Source organism: Sphingomonas sp. CFBP 8760, from assembly GCF_014841615.1.
In the GTDB taxonomy this organism is placed as follows: domain Bacteria; phylum Pseudomonadota; class Alphaproteobacteria; order Sphingomonadales; family Sphingomonadaceae; genus Sphingomonas.
Genome location: NZ_JACYUG010000002.1, coordinates 252,775 through 269,410 on the forward strand (window position 1 = coordinate 252,775; position 16,636 = coordinate 269,410).

At 68.9% G+C, this 16,636-nt stretch carries 15 protein-coding genes and 1 pseudogene; 7 read left to right on the forward strand and 9 right to left on the reverse strand.

What is annotated here, in order from left to right; translation table 11 throughout:
• Positions 1-89: 89 nt before the first annotated feature.
• Positions 90-1,316 carry a glycosyl hydrolase 53 family protein gene (locus tag IFT82_RS04090; protein WP_192124778.1) on the forward strand — a complete coding sequence of 409 codons (1,227 nt, stop codon included), beginning with the start codon at positions 90-92 and terminating at the stop codon, positions 1,314-1,316.
• 8 nt (positions 1,317-1,324) lie between these two features.
• Here IFT82_RS04090 and IFT82_RS04095 read toward each other — a convergent pair whose 3' ends face one another.
• The 6 genes and pseudogenes from IFT82_RS04095 to IFT82_RS04120 form a co-directional block, all read right to left on the reverse strand.
• Entirely contained in the window at positions 1,325-3,091 is a 1,767-nt protein-coding gene (locus IFT82_RS04095) for a DUF885 domain-containing protein (RefSeq protein WP_192124780.1), read from the reverse strand.
• Positions 3,092-3,114: 23 nt separating this feature from the next.
• Positions 3,115-3,936, reverse strand: a complete 822-nt coding sequence (locus tag IFT82_RS04100) for an MOSC domain-containing protein (protein ID WP_199860317.1) — start codon at positions 3,934-3,936, stop codon at positions 3,115-3,117.
• Positions 3,937-3,976: 40 nt separating this feature from the next.
• Positions 3,977-6,046: a TonB-dependent receptor gene (locus tag IFT82_RS04105; RefSeq protein ID WP_192124783.1), complete on the reverse strand. Its 2,070-nt coding sequence runs from the start codon at positions 6,044-6,046 to the stop codon at positions 3,977-3,979.
• A 43-nt stretch (positions 6,047-6,089) separates the two neighbouring features.
• A pseudogene (locus IFT82_RS21410) lies at positions 6,090-6,645 on the reverse strand (DNA-3-methyladenine glycosylase).
• 7 nt (positions 6,646-6,652) lie between these two features.
• Positions 6,653-7,813 (reverse strand): galactokinase, encoded by a 1,161-nt coding sequence (galK, locus tag IFT82_RS04115; RefSeq protein WP_192124785.1) that lies wholly within the window; start codon positions 7,811-7,813, stop codon positions 6,653-6,655.
• On the reverse strand, positions 7,810-8,838 hold the full coding sequence (locus tag IFT82_RS04120) for a UDP-glucose--hexose-1-phosphate uridylyltransferase (RefSeq protein WP_192124787.1): 1,029 nt from the start codon (positions 8,836-8,838) through the stop codon (positions 7,810-7,812). The genes galK and IFT82_RS04120 overlap by 4 nt, the downstream gene beginning before the upstream one ends.
• Before the next feature lie 84 nt (positions 8,839-8,922).
• On the opposite strand from IFT82_RS04120, the gene mgrA reads away from it, so the two are divergent.
• A complete protein-coding gene (gene mgrA, locus IFT82_RS04125) occupies positions 8,923-9,921 on the forward strand; it encodes an L-glyceraldehyde 3-phosphate reductase (RefSeq protein WP_192124790.1) in 999 nt (332 codons plus the stop codon).
• Between the two features lie 141 nt (positions 9,922-10,062).
• On the opposite strand, the gene IFT82_RS04130 is transcribed toward mgrA, so the two are convergent.
• Both IFT82_RS04130 and IFT82_RS04135 read right to left on the reverse strand, forming a co-directional pair.
• Positions 10,063-10,617, reverse strand: a complete 555-nt coding sequence (locus IFT82_RS04130) for an NUDIX domain-containing protein (RefSeq protein ID WP_192124792.1) — start codon at positions 10,615-10,617, stop codon at positions 10,063-10,065.
• Positions 10,614-12,983, reverse strand: a complete 2,370-nt coding sequence (locus tag IFT82_RS04135; RefSeq protein ID WP_244646476.1) for a hypothetical protein — start codon at positions 12,981-12,983, stop codon at positions 10,614-10,616. The genes IFT82_RS04130 and IFT82_RS04135 overlap by 4 nt, the downstream gene beginning before the upstream one ends.
• 82 nt (positions 12,984-13,065) lie before the next feature.
• On the opposite strand from IFT82_RS04135, the gene IFT82_RS04140 reads away from it, so the two are divergent.
• The 5 genes from IFT82_RS04140 to IFT82_RS04160 all read left to right on the forward strand — a co-directional run bounded on the left by IFT82_RS04140 (position 13,066) and on the right by IFT82_RS04160 (position 16,059).
• On the forward strand, positions 13,066-13,821 hold the full coding sequence (locus IFT82_RS04140; RefSeq protein ID WP_192124794.1) for a TlyA family RNA methyltransferase: 756 nt from the start codon (positions 13,066-13,068) through the stop codon (positions 13,819-13,821).
• Between the two features lie 23 nt (positions 13,822-13,844).
• The gene (locus IFT82_RS04145) at positions 13,845-14,387 is read left to right on the forward strand and encodes a TspO/MBR family protein (RefSeq protein WP_192124796.1); all 543 of its coding nucleotides are present in this window, start codon (positions 13,845-13,847) and stop codon (positions 14,385-14,387) included.
• A gap of 32 nt (positions 14,388-14,419) precedes the next feature.
• Entirely contained in the window at positions 14,420-14,683 is a 264-nt protein-coding gene (locus tag IFT82_RS04150) for an accessory factor UbiK family protein (protein ID WP_192124798.1), read from the forward strand.
• A 63-nt stretch (positions 14,684-14,746) separates the two neighbouring features.
• A complete protein-coding gene (locus tag IFT82_RS04155; RefSeq protein ID WP_192124800.1) occupies positions 14,747-15,250 on the forward strand; it encodes a YbjN domain-containing protein in 504 nt (167 codons plus the stop codon).
• Entirely contained in the window at positions 15,247-16,059 is an 813-nt protein-coding gene (locus IFT82_RS04160; protein ID WP_192124802.1) for a pyrroline-5-carboxylate reductase family protein, read from the forward strand. Before IFT82_RS04155 ends, IFT82_RS04160 begins: the two co-directional genes overlap by 4 nt.
• Positions 16,060-16,088: 29 nt before the next feature.
• Here the strand turns inward: IFT82_RS04160 and IFT82_RS04165 are convergent, their stop codons facing one another.
• Positions 16,089-16,577 (reverse strand): MarR family winged helix-turn-helix transcriptional regulator, encoded by a 489-nt coding sequence (locus tag IFT82_RS04165; RefSeq protein WP_192125100.1) that lies wholly within the window; start codon positions 16,575-16,577, stop codon positions 16,089-16,091.
• Between the last annotated feature and the right edge of the window lie 59 nt (positions 16,578-16,636).

Genomic DNA, 16,636 nt, shown 5'->3' on the forward strand with positions numbered 1-16,636 from the left:
GGCAGCGTATCAACATTCGATAATGATATTCAAAAGGTGAGTTGACCTGTCCTTTTCGTCGGGCATGATCGGCGACAAAGGAGAGCGGAATGTCTGATCATATCCCACCGATCGATCGACGCGGCTTCGTGGCGGGCGGTCTCGGCAGCGTTGCCGGGCTTGCCCTGCCATCGTCGGTGGCAGGGGCCAGGGCAGCGGTCGGGCGACCGCGCCCCTATCTGCTCGGTGCGGACATATCGTGGTTGCCGGAAGACGAGGCGGCGGGTGCGACCTATCGTTACGAGGGGAAGACGTGGGACCTGCTCGCGCTGCTGCGGCGGATCGGGTTCAACGCGATCAAGGTCAGGACCTTCGTCGATCCCGCCGCCGCCGGTGGCTATTCCGCCGATGCGCCGGCGGCCCGGTGGGCGGGACTGGAACGGACGGTGGCGCTGGGGCGGCGGGTCAAGGCGGCGGGGTTCGATCTCACGCTGAGCCTGCACTTCAGCGACGACTGGGCCGATCCCCAGAAGCAGGTGAAGCCCGCCGCCTGGGCGACGATGTCGCCGATCGCGCTGGCCGCTGCGGTCGAGGCGTACAGCCGGCGCACGGTCGCCGCGCTCGTCGCGGCGGGGGCGGCCCCGGACATGGTCGTCGTCGGCAACGAGACGACGTTCGGCATGATGTGGCCGGAAGGACGGGTGCCGCTGACCCGGCCGACCGGTAATCCGGTGACGGACAAGACGCATCTCGATCCCGGTCGGGTCGGCGGGTTCGATGGCTTCGCGGCGTTGCTGAAAGCGGGGATCGTCGGGGCACGCACGGCCGCGCCGGGGACCCGGATCGTGCTGCACAATCACCTCGGCCGGCATTGGCCGATCCTGCGCGACTGGACCGACGCGCTCCGCGCCCGCGACGTGCGGTTCGATGCGATCGGCCTGTCCTGCTACCAGCAGGCGGCGGAGGGCGACTGGGCACGCAGCTTCACCGAATTCTGCCGCCGCTATCCCGATCTCGGGCTGCTCGTCGCGGAATATTCCAGCCGCAAGCGATATGTGAACGATCTGGTCCACGATCTGCCGAACGGGCAGGGCTGGGGCAGCTTCATCTGGGAACCGACCCGCCATCAGGAAGCGATCTTCGATCGCGGTGGCCGCAATGCCGGCGAGGGGCCACGCCCCAACCTAATCGCGCAGGGCCTGAATTCGGCCGAGGCGCCTGGCGACGGCGTACCCGCAGCGCAACGCCGCCGCACCTACGGCGTCGGCGGCCAATATGAGGGTAACGAGTTCCTCGCCTTGTATCGCCGGATCGCCCGCGATTACGGACTACGCTGACCGGCGGATCATGACAGCGGGTAGGGGCCCTTGCCGCCATCGGCGATGAAGCGGTCGACGCGGGCGTCCACCATCGGCAACGGCACCGATCCCAGCGACAGCATGGCATCGTGGAAGGCGCGGATATCGAATTTCGCGCCCAGCGCCTTTTCCGCCTTCGCGCGCCCGGCGAGGAAGGTCAGTTCGCCCATGTAATAGCTGAGGGCCTGGCCCGGCCACGAAATGTAGCGATCGACCTCGGTCGTGATCTCGTGATCGGAAAGCGCGGTGTTGTCGTGCAGGAAAGCCTGCGCCCGTTCGCGCGACCAGCCCTTGGCATGGACGCCGGTGTCGACCACCAATCGGGCGGCGCGCCACATCTGGTAGCTGAGCATCCCGAACGTCTCGTAGGGAGTGTGGTACAACCCCATGTCCTCGCCCAGCGCCTCGCAATACAACGCCCAGCCCTCGCCATAGGCCGAGATATAGGTGTTGCGGCGATAGGCAGGCAGGTCGTCCAATTCCGCAGAGAACGACATCTGCCACGCATGGCCGGGCGCGCTTTCGTGCAGCGTCAGCGCGGGCAGCGAGTAGAGCGGGCGTGCCGGCAGGTTCCAGGTATTGACCAGATAGACGCCGGAACCGCCGCGACCGGCGGTGTAATAAGGGGCGATTTCCGCCGGTACCGGTTCGATCGCGAAGCGGGCGCGGGGCAGGCGGCCGAACCAGCGCGCGGCCTTGCCGTCGAATTCCTTGGCGGTCCATGCCGCCCGGTCGAGCAGTGCCTGCGGCGTCTTCACGTAGAATTGCGGATCGGTCCGCAGGAACGTGAGGAAACCGGCGAGATCGCCCTGCCATGCCACCTGCTTCATCACCTCGCCCATTCGGGTGCGGATCCTGGCGACCTCGGTCAGGCCGATCGCATGGATCTGATCGGCCGACTGGTCGCGGGTGACGTATTCGGCGATCTTGGACGCGTAATAGGCGCGACCATCCGGCAGGTCGTATGCCGCCAGTCCGGTCCGGGCAGCAGGGATGTATTCGTTGCGCAGGAAGGCGAGCAGCGATGCATGGGCGGGGACCACCGCACCGGCGATCACCCGCAACGCCTCTGCCCGCAGCGCCGCCTGCGTCGCGACCGGGATGGTGGCGGGCATCGTCCTGAACGGCGCGTAGAAGGTGGAGGTATCGCCGCCGGCCTTCGCCACCGCCGCGACACCGACATCGCGGCCTTGCAACGTCACCCGTGGCGGGGTGAAGCCGCGCTTCAGGCCGGCGCGCATATTGGCGACATTCTGGTCGAAATAACGCGGTAACTCGGCGAGGATACGCAGATAGCCGCGATAATCCTCCTCGGTCCGATAGGTCGCGCGGGTGAAGTAGCCGAGGTCGCCCCAGAAGCTGCTATCGGCGTTCAGCGGCTTTTCGTACTCGCGGAAGCGCTGTTCGGCGAGCAGCGCCTCGATCTGGCCGCGATAGACGGCGTAGTTGTCGCGAGCCGCCGGCGACAGCGTGCGCGGATCGATCGCGGCGAGCGCGGCCAGCGTCTCGGTCCACCGCTTCGTCTTGATCGCCTGCATCGCGGGGCCGACATCGGGCAGGCCGCGACGCTGGTTCCGGGAAGTGTTCTCATCGGTGCCCGACAGCGATCGACGCCACCGGTATTCCGCCGTCGCCAGTGCATCGAACCGTGCATCGGTACCGGTGGCGGTGGCGGTGGCGGCGGCGGCCGGCGCCTGCGCGATGGCGGGCAGGGGGGCGAGCGCGGACAGCAGGAGCGCCGGAAGCAGTTTCATGGGGGTATCCTTCATGGGACCGATCAGCCAAACCCATTACCGGTTTCGATGACCTCGACGGGATCGCCGATCCGCACCATGCCCAGGCGTTCGGGGACCGCGTTCTGGCCGAACATGATCCCTGCCGTGGTGGCATGGCCCATCGCGCGCAACGTCGTCAGGGGCTCGTTGCCCTCCAGCCGCTCGCCGGTATCGGGCTGCTGCGTCACGACGATGCAGCGCGCGCACGGGCGGGCGAGACGGAGTTCGACATTGCCGATCCTGATCCGTCGCCAGCGATCCTCTGCCCATGGCGTGGCCCCCGCGATCACCAGATTGGGGCGGAACCGCGCCATCGGTACGGCCACCGCCAGCCGCTCGTTCAGCGCGGCAAGCGACGCTTCGGTCGTCACCAGTAGCGGAAAACCGTCGGCAAGGCTGACATGCTCGCCCGGACGGGCATGGGCGGGCGCGATGGGGCGGCGGCGCGGATCGTACTGCCACGCCAGCCGGGCGGGCCGGTCGAGGATCGCGGCGAGAAAGCCGTCCGCCTGCGGGTTGCCGAGGCGGACCGGCAGTTCGTCCTTCCACACACGACCGTCGATCACCGGCGCGGCGGCATCGGGGGTGGTCACGCGACAATCGCCATGGTCGGGGTGGCGGAGGATCAGGCCGTCCGCCGTGGTTTCCACGGACAAGGCGGTCATCGCGGGCACCTGTCGCCGGGTGATGAAGCGACCGTCCGGATCGACCAGCATCCACCGGCGGTCGCCCGCCAGCCCGCACGGTTCCATCATCGCGTCGTCGACCGCATGGCCGCGCAGGCTTTTGACGGGATAGGTGAACAGGCCGGCAAGCTGCATCATCGCGCCGTCATGCCCGATCCTCCTCCACCCAACCAGACCGTCATGGTCGGTAACGCAGGCCCAGCCACAGGGTGCGCGGCGTGGCGCGCTCGACGATATCGGCGCCGCTGATCCCCGCCTCGACCCGTGCATCGGTCAGGTTCTCCGCGCGGCCCTCGATCGCGAGGGCGGCGTTCAGCGGGATCGCGACATAGGCGTCGACCGTCGTGGCGGGGGCCAGCGTCCGGCGGTTCTGGTCGTCCTCGAACTGGCGGGCGACATGGCGGAGGGTGACGGCGGCGGCGGCCCCGCGATAGCGGCCGTCGACCGTCGCCGACACCTGATCGCGCGGTGTCTGCGCCGGGCGCAGTCCGTCGAGCGGGGCGGCGGCACCGTCCGCCCGCACCCGCGCATCGACATGCGACCAGGATGCGCGCACTCCGACCGGGCCGGGGCGCCATGTCGCATCCACCTCCAGCCCGTTCGAGCGGATGCCGTCCAGATTGGCGCGGACGCGGTACACGCCGCCCGCCGCCACGAAGCCGACCAGCGGAAAGCTGCCGGGACCGGTGCCGGCGGTGACGTTGGCGATCGCGTCGTCCATCACGTTGTGAAACCAGGTCGCGGCGATGCTGGTCGATCCGGTCGGCGTGAGGGTGATGCCGCCCTCCACCCCGGACAGGCGCTCCGGTGACAGGGTGGCGTCGGCGGCGGTCGCATCCGGCCCGACCCGGAACGGGCGATAGAGTTCGTTGAGCGTCGGCAGTCGCCAGCCGCGATAGGCGGCGGTACGCAGCGTCACCGGCCCCGCGATCTGCCAGGCGAGGCCGACACGCCCGGTCGCCTCCGTGCCACGTCGATCCCTGAAAGACAGGTCGGTGATCGCGGCGCCGGTCGCCAGCGTCTGTTCGCGCAGGAAGCCGCCGGCGATCCGCCACCGGTCGATCCGGCCGCCGAGCGACAGGGTGAGCGCCCCCGCCTCGACGTTGCCGTCGGCGAACAGGCCGCCGGTCACGTTGTGCCCGCCCGCGACGCGGCGGCGGGTCGGGCTGCCGGCTACGAAGGTGAAGTTCTCCTGCGTGCGTCCCGCCACGCGGCGCAGGTCCGCCCCCAGCCGCAACCGGATCGCCTCGCCCAGTGGCGGCGCCACCTCCACCCGCGCACCAAGGCCGGTGGCGGGGGTGTTGTACTGGTCCAGCGTCTGCGTCGCGGTCGTCCGGGCGGCGTTCACGCTGGCGAAGCTGGAGGCGAAGGCGCGGCTTTGGACATAACCGAGCGCCGACCAGCTCCAGCGGCCACGGCCAACCAGGCGCAGGCTGGCATCCGCCCCCTCCGACCGGTTGGCGGTGAACGGCGTGCCGCGATCGCGCGTGTCGGTGAAGGCGGCGACGTTCGCCTGCAACTCGGTCTGCGGCGCCAGCGCGACGACGGTACGCAGCGCGCCGGATGCCTGTTCATAGGGGGCGGGCCGATCGACCGGCCCCCGGTTCGCCGCGACGATCGGGGTGAACCCGTCGCCGCGCGTATAGGCACCCGACAGCACCGCGAACCCGCCCGGCCGGACCAGCGCCGCCGACGCCTGCGCATCGATCGAGTCGCGACTGCCATAGGCCACGTTGCCGGCCAGCGGCGCGAGCTGGTCGGGCGTCGCGCTGTCCAGTTCGATCGTTCCTGCCAGGGCGCCCGGACCATAGAAGCCGCTGCCGCCACCACGCGTCACGCGGATGCGGCCTATCCGGTCGGTGGCATAAGCGGGAAATGCCACCCAGCCGCCGAACGGATCGGCCTGCGGTACCCCGTCGAGGATCAGCAGCGCCCGGCTGGCAGCGTTGCCGCCAAGGCCGCGCAGGGTGATGCCCTGGCTGGTCGGATTGGCGGTGCGGCTGTCCGACCGGCGGAACTGCTGCAGCCCGGCGACATCGGCAAGAACGCTTTCGAGCCGGTTCGCGGCATTGGCCTCGATCCGCGTGCGATCGATCTCGACGACATCGAACGCGCGATCGCCGGGCCGGTCAGCGAGACCTCGACCGGTAACGATGATCTCCGGCGGCAGCGTGTCGAGCGCTGTCTGCGCAAGCGCCCCGGCGGAACAGCAGGTCAGCAGGAGGGGTGCGACGCGAAAATCGATCATGCCCCGGCGCTTAGGGGAGGATGGGGCAGGGATGAAGGGCCCGTCAGTCGATCCGTCGAAACGGCTTGCTGAGAAAACGGGAGCCACCAAGCCCGAAGCGCCACGGCTCGGCGGCGGCGCGGGTGATGCCGATGCGGGGACCGACCTGAAGGTCTGGCTCCTCCACCCGTGGCAACAGCGTGAAAGGCGGGGCGTCGAGCGGCTGGCCGTCCAGCGCGGCGGTGATGCCCAGCGCCTGGCACAGGCGACCCGGCCCCGCGCCGCGTCGCCATGATCGCCAATCCCTCGACCGGCTCGATCGCGCGCAGCAGCACCGCCGCGCCGGGTTCGCGACCGCCGACGACGTTCATGCACCAGTGCAGGCCGTAGCTGCGATAGACATAGGCGCGACCGGGCGGGCCGAACATCGTGGCGGTACGCGGGGTGATCCCGGCATGGCTGTGCGAAGCGGCATCCCCGGCATGATACGCCTCCGTCTCGACGATCATGCCACCGACCCCGTCCACGAGCAGCCGGCACCCGATCAGTGCACGGGCAAGATCGAGGACGGGGCGATCGTAGAAGGCAGGCGGCATGTCCGGCGCGGCAGGGGGCGGCATTGCGGTGCTAGTCGACCTTGCCCGCTCCCGCCACGGCCCGCGCGACCATGATCTCCGGTTCCTCGCCCGCCGGCGTGCGGTAGCGTTCGCGGATACCGGCGGTCACCGCGTCGACGCCGCTTTCGGGCATCAGCGCGACGACCGCGCCGCCGAAACCGCCGCCGGTCATGCGTGCCCCACCCTGACCGTCGCACAGCGTCGCGATCAGGTCGTGCGCGGTGGCGGCGAGTTCGTCGACCTTGGGGACGGTGACCTGGAAATCGTCGCGCATCGACGCGTGGCTTTCCGCCATCAGCCGGCCCATCGTGCGCAGGTCGTCCGATGCCAGCGCCTCGGCGGCCGCGATCACGCGGTCGTCCTCGGTCACGACGTGGCGGGCGCGGGCCAGCACGTCGCCGGTCAGCCCGGCCGCGGCGATCATGTCCAGCGTCGCATCGCGCAGCTTGGAGACGCCGAGGATACGGGCGGCTTCCTCGCATTCGGCGCGGCGGCGGTTGTAGTGCCCTTCCACCAGACCACGGACGACGCCCGAATGGATGATGACGATCGCGGTGCCGGCGGGGATCGGGATCGCCCGCGTCTGCAGCGAGCGGCAGTCGATCAGCAGCGCGGCGTCGGCGACGCTGGCGGCCGAGGCGAGCTGGTCCATCACCCCGCACTTCATGCCGACGAAATCGTTCTCGGCGGTCTGCGCCTGCACAGCGATCCTGGTGGCGTCGGGCGTTTCACCCAGCACGGCGAGCATCGCGTGGCCGACCGCCACCTCCAGCGAGGCGGACGACGACAGCCCCGCGCCGCGCGGAATGTCGCCGACGATGGCGAGGTCCGCACCGCGCAGCGTGCGGCCCTCCTTCACCAGCGTCGCGATCATGGCGCGCACATAATCGCGCCAGCCGCCATCGGGGGCATGCTCGATCGGCTGGGCGACGTCGAACTCGTCCTGCTCGTTGCCGAATTCGATCGCGACGACGCGGACGGTCGTATCGGGGCGGGCGCGCCACGCGATCCGCGTCTCGACGGGGATCGCGCAGGGCAGGACGAAACCGTCGTTGTAATCCGTATGCTCGCCGATGATGTTGACGCGGCCGGGCGCGCGGACGACGCCATCAGGCGATCCGTCGAAGGCGGCGGTGAAGCCGGCGGACAGGCGGGCGGCGAGGTCGGTCATGCACGTTTCTCCAATAGGGGGCTTGCCGCGCGCAGCCGTTCGGCGGCCTGCTCGGGCGTCAGGTCGCGCTGGGGTTCGCCCAGCATCTCGAACCCGACCATGAACTTGCGCACCGTCGCCGACCGCAGCAGGGGCGGGAAGACGTGCGCGTGCAACCGCCACGGCGCGGTGTCGGCAATGCCGTGCGGGCAGCCGTGCCACCCGAAGGAATAGGGAAAGCTGGTCGCGAACAGGTTGTCGTACCGCGCCATCAGCCGGCCCAGCAGGCTGGCCAGCGCATCGCGCGCCGCATCCGACAGGTCCTCCATCCGCACGACGGGATCGCGTGCGATGATCAGCGTCTCGAACGGCCACGCCGCCCACCACGGCACGATCGCGAGCCAATGGTCGTTCGACTCCACCTCGCGCTCGCCACCGGCTTCTCGCTCGGCGACGGCATCGAGCAGGACGGTGCCGTGCTCGGCCATCCAGGCGCGCTGTCCTTCGTCCTCACGCGCGACATGCGCGGGGACGAAATCGCCGGCCCATACCTGGCCGTGTGGATGGGGGCTGGAACAGCCCATCATCGCGCCCTTGTTCTCGAAGAGCTGGACATGCGCCCAGCGGGCGCCGAGTTCGGCGGACTGATCGGCCCAGGTGTCGACGATCACCCGGCGTTCGGCGTCGGTCAGTTCCGGCAGGGTCCGCGAATGATCGGGAGAGAAACAGATCACCCGTGCCTCGCCACTGGCCCCCTGTGCGGGAAACAGCGGATCGTCGACCGGGGCGGGCGTATTCGGCAACAGGGCGGCGAAGTCGTTGGGGAAGACGAAGGTGCTGGCGTAATCGGGATTGCGTTCGCCACCCGTGCGGACGTTGCCGGGGCAGAGATAGCAGTTCGGATCGTAGGTCGGCCCGCGCGGGGGGGCGGGCGGGGCCTCCTCGCCCTGCCATGGCCGCTTGGCGCGATGGGGCGAGACCAGCACCCATTCGCCGGTCAGCAGGTTTCGCCGCCGGTGCGGATGATCGGATGCGTCGAATGTCATACAAAACCCCTCCGCCCGCCCACTACGCGTTGACCGCGCGGCCTGCAATTCCTAGCCGTGTCGAAATCATCACGAGGAAAAGCCATGCCCTATCAGCCCGATGCCCACCGATATGACGGGCGGATGCCATATCGCCGGTGCGGGCGCAGCGGGCTCGACCTGCCGGCCATCTCGCTGGGGCTGTGGCAGAATTTCGGCGGGCAGGACGTGTTCGAGACGGGGCGGGCGCTGCTGCGCCGTGCCTTCGACCGGGGGGTGACGCATTTCGATCTCGCGAACAATTACGGCCCGCCCTACGGCTCCGCGGAGGAGAATTTCGGACGCTGGATGGCGCAGGATTTCGCGCCGTATCGCGACGAACTGCTGATCTCGTCCAAGGCGGGGTATGACATGTGGCCGGGGCCTTATGGCGGGCCATCGGGCAGCCGCAAATATGTGATCGCCAGTGCCGAGCAGAGCCTCAAGCGGATGGGTCTCGATTATGTCGACATCTTCTATTCGCACCGCATGGATGCGACCACCCCGCTGGAGGAAACCGCTGGCGCGCTGGCGCATCTGCACCGGCAGGGCAAGGCGCTGTATGTCGGCGTCTCGAACTATACGCCCGATGCAACGGCACGGATCGCGGCGATCCTGGCGGAGGAACGCATCCCCCTGCTGATCCATCAGCCGCGCTATTCGATGCTGGAACGCACGATCGAGAATGGTCTGCTCGATACGCTGGCGCAGACGGGCAGCGGCTGCATCGTGTTCTCCCCGCTGGCGCAAGGGCTGCTGACCGACAAATATCTCGATGGCGGCGCACCGGCGGCAGGCACGCGGCTGGCCAAGGCGCGCACGCTGACACCCGACCGGCTGACCGACGCGGTGCTGGGCAAGCTGCGGGGACTGAACACGATCGCGCAGGCCCGCGGGCAAAGTCTGGCGCAGATGGCGGTGGCGTGGGTGCTGCGCGACCCACGGGTCACCTCCGCCCTGATCGGCGCGCGCACCCTGGAACAGCTGGATCAGCTACTCGATGCCGTCAATGCCCCTGCGCTGACGACGGACGAACTGACCGCCATTGATGTGTTGCTGGGATAACGATTGCAAATTCTGCATCTATGATAGCGTTAAACGCAATTGTTTGCGGTATAGGGCCGGGGTAACAGGATCAGGCCTTTCAGGCATCCTCTCCTAAAAACTTTCATGACCGGGCTTCGACCCGGTCTTTTTTTGTCCGCGTCAGATCGGTCGGTGCAGGTCGACCAGCGACAAGGCGGCGACCGTGGTCGCGTCCTTGATCCGGCCGCTGCGGATCATGTCGATCACCTCGGCACGCGGAAAGGCACGGGTGACGAGGCCCTGTTCCTCGACCTCCAGCGCGGTGTCGGTGCGGGTCAGATCTTCTGCCAGGAAGACATGATAACCCTGGTTCGCGAAGCCGGCGGCTAGGAACAGATGGCCGAGATGCACCATCCGCCCCGCGACCAGCCCGGTCTCCTCGCGCAGTTCACCCCGGGCGAGATCGATCGGATCGGCTTCGGGCGCCTGTTCCCATGCGCCTTGCGGCAATTCCCAGTAACGACCGCCGACCGGATAGCGATATTGTTCGACCAAATGGAGCGATCCGTCCGCCTCGACCGGCACGATCACCGCGAAATCGGGTTTCTCGACGACGCCGTAGATGCCCCGCGATCCATCGGCGCGCTGCACCTCATCCTCACGGACCTGAAGCCAGCGGTTGCGATAGGCGATGCGGGAGCCGATCGTCGTGATCTCGGGCGGGGTATCGGTCATGGCGTCGCTCCGGGGCGGGGAAGGGCAAGCGTGGCGGTAGACCCCGGCGCATCGCGCAGGCGGACCGGGACCGGGCCACCGCCGGCGGGCGGGGAAAAGGTGAGGCGGTCGCCGGTGAACCCTTCGGGCACCATCCGGTCGGCGACACCGGCGAGCAGGAACAGGTCGCGACCCGTGAGCGTGCAGACGTCGGAGCAGGTCAGCGCGGTCAGCACCGGCACCCTGACCAACGTCGCCAAAGGTTGCCAGTCGCCAGCGACATCGCCCTGCACCGGGCGAAACCGCAGCGGCCCCGCCGCCGACGCGCCGAGCGCGGTGGCAGGCGTGATCGCGGCAACCCCGACCTGCGCATCCTGCAGCGTCACGGCGGTCTTGGCGCTCGCATCGTCGCTGCCGATTTCGATCCGGTCCGTGGCGGTGAACCGCGTCGTTCCGGCGGCCCGGAACGAAAAGGTGAGCCGGTCGCCCGCCGCGACGACACCCTCCGGCAGCGTGATCGATACGGGGGCGGGCGGGAGTGCCGACGTCACGCTGCGCGTCAGCAACGTCGCCGCCGGCCGGGCGGGCGCGACGCGCAGCCGGGTAGCCACGGTGCGGCCATCGGCCAGCGTCACGGTCGCGCCACGCGTCTCGCCCGCCGCCAGCGACAACGGTGCCGCCGCCGTCATCGTCAGTCGGTCGCCGCCGTCGACCCGCGCCAGCGCACCCGGCGTGAAGACAATGCCCTCGACCGTCAGCGAGGCGACCGTGTCGAGCCGCGCCCCCGCGAGCGTTCCGGCCCGATCGCCGGCATGAAGCGTCAACCCGTCGATCCGTCCGGCCTCCGTATAGGCCCGCAGCGGCAGGTCGAGCGGGTCGGCGACGCCGTATCGGCCGATCCGCAGCGTGACCGCCCCCGGGGGTACATCGGCAAGCGGCAGTTTGGCCGACACGCGGTTCGCCCCGCGCGCCTCCCACGTCACGGCGCGAACACCGTCACCGGGCAGGCGTAACTCCATCGCCTCGATGCAGGCGGAGGCTGCGCCCGTCAGTTCGACCGCATTGTCACGGCCCGCGACCAGGGACGTACCCTCTCCGGCGCGCCATGCGGCGTCCTGCGGACCTTGCAGGCGAAAGCGAGGACCGTCGAACGGCGTGAAGCCCCATCGTCCATGCAGTCGCCCGGTCAGTTCCTGTTCGAAGGCGATCGATCGCGGCACCGGTTCCCGGACGATGAAGCCGCCGCGTTCGGCATCGGCGACGACGGGCAGGTCGATTTCCTGTCCATCGCGCCCCGCGACACGAAGCGCCATGTCGCGGGCATAGCGGGTCGCATAGATCAGCGGTGCTCCCTCGACCGGCAGCACCAGCCCCGGTCGGGCCAGACACTGCGCCGCCGCGGGCGATGTCGCCCGTAACGGCGGCAACGAGGCGGGGCCGACCGGCGGCAGCGCCGCGACGATCACCGATTGCGGCCGGTTGAACGAGGGCGCGGCGTTCAGCAGCAGGCCCAGCCGATCGCCGTCATGCGTGTTGAGCGCCGGGATATATTGATAACTAGCGGTGCGGAATGCGCCGAGGATGCGGGCAACGTCGCGGACCACGCCGATATAGGGGCTGTAATAACCCGCCCCCCCCTGCGGCGTCGCGCTCAATTGAAAAGCGAGGTCGGTGGGGGTGCCGGTCAGCGCCTCCGCCATGGTACTGCTGTGCCCGTCGCTCAGGACCAGTGCCTCGCGACCGCCGGTCAGGCAGCCGGCCTGAAGTTCGGCGGGGCGGGTCAGGCATTCCGCCTTCAGCTGGATCGCGAGGCTGCGGGCGAGCGCGGGCGACGCTTCCTCCAGCCGGGTGCCGCCTTCCGCGTCGCGCCGGTTGACGCCGGTGACATAGGCATCGAGCCGGGCGCGATCGAGCGCCGCCTGATTGAGGTCCTGCGACGCGCGCACGAACGCGCCGGGGCGGCCGCGGACCGCCCCGGTCAGCGTGCCGAAATCACCCCCGGTTTCCGGGGCGAGGAAGGCGATGGCCTGCTGCGCGCCGGCGGGTACCTTGATGCGCAGGTCCCGCTGCTTCTTCTTCCAGGTTTCGGCGCGGAAGAACCATTTCTTGGGTGGCGGATTGGTGGCGCCGCGCAGGAAACCGACGACAAGCAGATAATGCGCGGACTGGTCGGCTGGCAGGTCCGCGCGCACCAGCATCTCGTCCCCCGCCGCCAGATCGGGCACCTGCGCGATCGGCAGGGTCACGCCTGCGCGGGTCACCGTCACCGTCAGGCGCGGGCCGGCGAGGTCGAATGCCGCGACCTCGGCCGGGGCGGACAGGGGGGTCAGGACACAGGCGACCGCAGCCGCCACGCCTGCCGCCACACTGGCGATCGTTCGGGTCATCGCCCTGCCTTACCCCGTGGAACCACCGCCGCAAACCCTGCCGGGACTTGCCGCCGCCCGCCCGCAGCGCGATAGGGCAGCGATGGCCAAGCAGCGCGTGGATCAGATGCTCGTCGATCGGGGCCTCGTCGAATCGCGCGCGCGGGCGCAGGCGCTCGTCATGGCCGGGCTGGTGTTCGCGGGCACGCGCAAGGTCGACAAGCCCGGCCAGCAACTGGCCGACGATATCGCGCTCGACGTGCGCGGCCGCGATCATCCTTGGGTATCGCGTGGCGGCATCAAGCTGGCACACGGGCTGGATCACTTCGGCTGGAACGTGGCCGGTGCGGTCGCGATCGATGTCGGATCGTCGACCGGCGGCTTCACCGACGTGCTGCTTCAGCGCGGCGCGGCCCGCGTCTATGCGGTCGACAGCGGCACCAACCAGCTTGCCTGGTCGCTGCGGCAGGACGAACGGGTGATCGTCCACGAACAGACCAGCGCCCGCATCCTGACGCCGACCCACATTCCGGAACCCGTCGACCTGATCGTCTGCGACGCCAGCTTCATCGGGCTGGCCAAGGTGCTGGAACGGCCATTGTCGTTCACACGCACCGATGCGCGGCTGTGCGCGCTGGTGAAGCCGCAGTTCGAGGCGGGGCGCGGCGAGGTGGGCAAGGGCGGGGTGGTGCGGGACCCTGTCATCCATGCCCGGGTCTGCGATGATGTCGCCATCTGGCTGACCGGACAGGGCTGGACGGTCGTGGGTATCACCCCCAGCCCGATCACCGGGCCGGAAGGCAATGTCGAATTCCTGATCGCGGCGGTACGCGGCGACGGCCCGGCCGGGGAACGATAGCCGGGCGCAGGATTTGGGCCGGTATGGCCATTCGATCGACCCGGACCGTTTCCCTGTTGCGATGGAGCGCGATCACCGTACCGCTGGTGCTGCTGCTCGGTTTCGCCTCGGGCATGTCGGCGCCGGCGGGGCGCGGCAATGCATGGTACATGGCGCTTTCCCGGCCCGCACAGACGCCGCCCGACTGGGTGTTTCCGGTGGCCTGGACGACGATCTATGTCCTGCTCGGCCTCGCGCTGGCGATCGTCCTTGCCGCGCGATCGGCGCCGGGGCGGGGGCTGGCGACCGGATTGTTCATGTTTGGGTTCGGCCTGTCGCTGGCGTGGATGCCGCTGTTCTTCGGCGCCCATCTGGTGTCGGCGGCGGTCTGGCTGATCGCCGCGATGCTGGTGATCGGCATCGCCACCACCTTCGCGTTCGCGCGCGTGCGGCGACTGGCGGCATGGCTGATGGTGCCGTATCTGGTCTGGATCAGTTTCGCCGGGGTGCTGACATGGAGCATCGACCGGCTGAACCCGGCGGCGGAAACCCTTGTGCCCTCGCCCGTCACGTCCCAAATGTCGTGACGACGCGTTTCATCGCCCCTGGGGATATCAGCATGCAATCCGAAAACCGCTTCTTCGATGATTTCGCCAAGCTCGTGAACGGTGCCGCGGGCACGGTGGCCGGCATGGGCCGGGAGGCGGAAGCCAGTGCGCGATCGCGCGCGCGGGAATGGATCGGCGGGCTCGATTTCGTCAGTCGTGAGGAATTCGACGCGGTGAAGGCGATGGCGGCCGCCGCGCGGGACGAGGCGGATACGCTGCGCGCCCGTCTCGACGCGCTGGAGGCGAAGGCCAGCAATCCGTTGCCGACCGTCTGACAGGGATCGCACGGGATCGTGTCGGCCTTTGCCAGCCGGCTCGCCCCGTGCGACTAGACATTGATGCTCGACCAGACCGAACACGACGATGACGATGCCGCCCCGATCGATATGCTTGAGGCTTATTACGCCGCGCATGGCTGGGACCATGAACGGCAGGACGAGGAGATCGTCGCCTCGGTAAAGGGTAGCTGGGCGACTTATGAGTTGCGCGCGCTCTGGCGGGAGGATGACAGCGTCCTCCAGTTTCTGGCGTTTCCCGATATCAAGGTGCCCGAGGACCGGCGTGGATCGATCTACGAGGCGATCGGCCTCGTCAACGAACAGCTGTGGATCGGCCATTTCGAATTATGGTCCTCCACGGGCGTCCTGCTGTTCCGCCATGCCGCGATGATCGACGGTGACGACGACCGCACGATGACGCTGGGCGGTGCCGAACTGCTGGTCGAATCAGCGATCGAGGAATGCGAGCGCTTCTATCCGGTGTTCCAGTTCGTGTTGTGGGGCGGAAAGAGTCCCCGGGATGCGCTTGCCGCCGCACTGGTCGAAACGCAGGGCGAGGCATGAGTACCGCCACGATGCCCGTCGGTCCGTTCTGGATGATCGGATGCGGCAACATGGGCGGCGCGATGTTGCGCCGGTGGCTGGCCGCCGGGCTCGACCCGGCGGCGATCACGGTGGTGACGCGCAGCGGACGCGGCGTGCCGGACGGCGTGCGATCGATCACGTCGATCCCCACGGACGAACGTCTGGCGACGCTGGTGCTGGCGGTGAAGCCTCAGCAGCTGGATGTGATCGCCCCCCTGCTTGCCGATGTACGTCCGGCGCTGTTGGTGTCGATCCTCGCAGGTGTCGAGGTGGCGGCGCTGGCGCGGCGGATCGAGGCGGCGGCCATCGTGCGCGCGATGCCCAATCTGCCGGTCGCGATCGGGCAGGGCGTTACCGCGTTGTACACGCCAACGACCGATGCTGGTGTCCGGCAGGCCGCAGAGGCTCTGGCAGCGGTGCTGGGGCATGTCGAATGGGTGGCAGATGAAGGCTCGTTCGATGCCGTCACCGCGCTGGCCGGCTGCGGGCCGGGCTTCGTCTTCCGCTTTGCCGATGCGCTGGCAGTGGCGGGGGCGGCATTGGGCCTGCCCGAGGAACAGGCACGGCGATTGGCGCTGGCGACGCTGGCCGGATCGTCGGCGATGGCGGTGACGGCGGATGTGCCGCCGGCGGTGCTGGCCGACCGCGTCGCCAGCCCCGGCGGATCGACGCGCGAAGGGCTGAATGTACTCGACGCCGATCGCGCGCTGGAACGGTTGCTGATCGAAACGCTCGCGGCATCGGCGCGGCGTAACGGCGAGATGGCGGCGGCGGCGCGGGAGCGATAATCGACCCGCACCGCTGTGCCACCGCTGGCCTAGCGGCGCAGCCCCTCGACCTGCGGCATCGCTTCTTCCGGGATCATGCCTTCCAGTACCGCCCAATAGCCGGCGACCGCCGCCGGCCCGGCATGGGTGTAGGCCGCTGAGATTTTCTGCTTCCAGGCATCGAACAACTCGCCTTCCAGCTTCTTGCCCGCATCGGTCAGCCGGAGCAGGCGCTGGCGCCGATCACGCTCACCGGCGCGATTCTCGACCAGATCGCGCTCCGTCAGCTCGTTGAGTACGCGTCCAAGTGACTGTTTGGTAATGGCAAGCAACGACAACAGCTCGCTGACGGTCAGATCGGGTTTCCTGCTGATGAAATATAGGGCACGATGATGGGCACGGCCCAGTCCTTGCCTCGCCAGATCGCGATCGATCGAGCGATTCAGGTGGCTGTGGCCGAAATACAGGAGTTCCAGGCCGCGGCGCAATTCGGGCTCGCGGAGGAACTGGGCGGGGGGAAGAGGTGCTGAGACAGCCATGTTGACCCGTCTAAGCCGCACTCCTACGCGTCCGCAACCCCATGAGATAAGAGAACGAT

What these genes read in the sequence shown, in the direction of transcription:
- IFT82_RS04135 (WP_244646476.1), bottom strand. Translation starts at nt 12,983, where the DNA reads ATGACCCGAACGATCGCCAGTGTGGCGGCAGGCGTGGCGGCTGCGGTC.
- IFT82_RS04100 (WP_199860317.1), bottom strand. Translation starts at nt 3,936, where the DNA reads ATGATGCAGCTTGCCGGCCTGTTCACCTATCCCGTCAAAAGCCTGCGC.
- IFT82_RS04140 (WP_192124794.1), top strand. Translation starts at nt 13,066, where the DNA reads ATGGCCAAGCAGCGCGTGGATCAGATGCTCGTCGATCGGGGCCTCGTC.
- IFT82_RS04120 (WP_192124787.1), bottom strand. Translation starts at nt 8,838, where the DNA reads ATGACATTCGACGCATCCGATCATCCGCACCGGCGGCGAAACCTGCTG.
- galK (WP_192124785.1), bottom strand. Translation starts at nt 7,813, where the DNA reads ATGACCGACCTCGCCGCCCGCCTGTCCGCCGGCTTCACCGCCGCCTTC.
- IFT82_RS04105 (WP_192124783.1), bottom strand. Translation starts at nt 6,046, where the DNA reads ATGATCGATTTTCGCGTCGCACCCCTCCTGCTGACCTGCTGTTCCGCC.
- IFT82_RS04090 (WP_192124778.1), top strand. Translation starts at nt 90, where the DNA reads ATGTCTGATCATATCCCACCGATCGATCGACGCGGCTTCGTGGCGGGC.
- IFT82_RS04160 (WP_192124802.1), top strand. Translation starts at nt 15,247, where the DNA reads ATGAGTACCGCCACGATGCCCGTCGGTCCGTTCTGGATGATCGGATGC.
- IFT82_RS04130 (WP_192124792.1), bottom strand. Translation starts at nt 10,617, where the DNA reads ATGACCGATACCCCGCCCGAGATCACGACGATCGGCTCCCGCATCGCC.
- mgrA (WP_192124790.1), top strand. Translation starts at nt 8,923, where the DNA reads ATGCCCTATCAGCCCGATGCCCACCGATATGACGGGCGGATGCCATAT.
- IFT82_RS04150 (WP_192124798.1), top strand. Translation starts at nt 14,420, where the DNA reads ATGCAATCCGAAAACCGCTTCTTCGATGATTTCGCCAAGCTCGTGAAC.
- IFT82_RS04095 (WP_192124780.1), bottom strand. Translation starts at nt 3,091, where the DNA reads ATGAAACTGCTTCCGGCGCTCCTGCTGTCCGCGCTCGCCCCCCTGCCC.
- IFT82_RS04165 (WP_192125100.1), bottom strand. Translation starts at nt 16,577, where the DNA reads ATGGCTGTCTCAGCACCTCTTCCCCCCGCCCAGTTCCTCCGCGAGCCC.
- IFT82_RS04145 (WP_192124796.1), top strand. Translation starts at nt 13,845, where the DNA reads ATGGCCATTCGATCGACCCGGACCGTTTCCCTGTTGCGATGGAGCGCG.
- IFT82_RS04155 (WP_192124800.1), top strand. Translation starts at nt 14,747, where the DNA reads ATGCTCGACCAGACCGAACACGACGATGACGATGCCGCCCCGATCGAT.